1 protein-coding gene is annotated in these 1,037 nt (G+C 65.9%); it reads right to left on the bottom strand.

Annotated features, from left to right (window positions below; genetic code table 11):
• Positions 1-1,037, bottom strand: a 1,037-nt coding sequence (locus ACFYM0_RS37960; protein ID WP_388510328.1) for an aliphatic sulfonate ABC transporter substrate-binding protein, incomplete at both ends; no start/stop codon positions are given.

The following is a 1,037-nucleotide window of genomic DNA, read 5'->3' as shown; positions in this document are numbered from 1 at the left end:
TACTTGGCGCCGAGGCCGGCGTCGGAGACTTCGGGCTGGCCGGCGGTCTTGAGGACCTTGTTGAGGAGCTTGAGGTCGTAGATGCCGGTGAGGTCGGGCTGCTCGATGAGCTTGGCCTTGACCGCCCATTCCGACTGGGTCTTGAGGGTTGCTGCCAGCGGGTCGTTGGTGAGGAGGATGCTGGGCCATGCGGGGTCGATGACCTTGGCGTCGAGGGGCTTGCCGCCTTCGGCCGCGAGCTTGGCGTTCGCGGAGGCCTTGGCCTTGTCCGGGTTGGCGTTGATCCAGGCGTTGGTCTTGACGGTGCCGGTGAGTACGGCTTCGACGACGTCGGGGTGCTCGGTGAGGAACTTCTGGGACACGATGATGTTCGTGATGACGAACTTCTTGTCGGGCCACAGGGTGGTTTCGTCGAGGAGGACGGAGCCGCCGTCGGCGACGAGCTTGGAGGCGGTGGGCTCGGGGACCCAGGCGCCGTCGATGGAGCCCTGCTTGAAGGCGTCGGGGGTGACCTTGTTGTCGGTGCGGACGACGGAGACGTCGCCCTTGCCGGACTCGGGGTCGACGGTCCAGCCCTTTTCGGCGATCCAGTTGAGGAACGCGACGTCCTGGGTGTTCCCCTTCTGGGGGGTGGCGATCTTCTTGCCCTTGAGGTCGTCCAGGGTCTTGATCTTGGCGGGGTTCACGACGAGCTTGACGCCGCCGGAGGCGGAGCCGGAGATGATCCGCAGGTTGGAGCCCTTGGACTTGACGTAGGCGTTGATCGAAGGCGAGGGGCCGATGAACCCGATGTCGAGAGAGCCGCCGTTGAGGGCTTCGATCTCGGAGGGGCCGGCGTTGAAGGACTGCGGCTTGATCGTGGTGGCGCCGAGTTCCTTGGCGATCAGGCCTTCCTGGAGACCGACCAGCGCGGTGGCGTGGGTCAGGTTCGGGAAGTAGCCGATGCGGACCTCGGAGGCCGACAGCTTCTTGGCGTCGGCGGCGACGTTCTCCTTCGCGGGAGCGTCGTCCTTCTTCGCGTCGGAGCCGTAGCCGCA

This window comes from Streptomyces sp. NPDC006487, from assembly GCF_042870555.1.
Lineage (GTDB): Bacteria > Actinomycetota > Actinomycetes > Streptomycetales > Streptomycetaceae > Streptomyces.
Note: the sequence above shows the minus strand (reverse complement) of the source record. Positions and strands in the feature narration are given on the sequence as shown.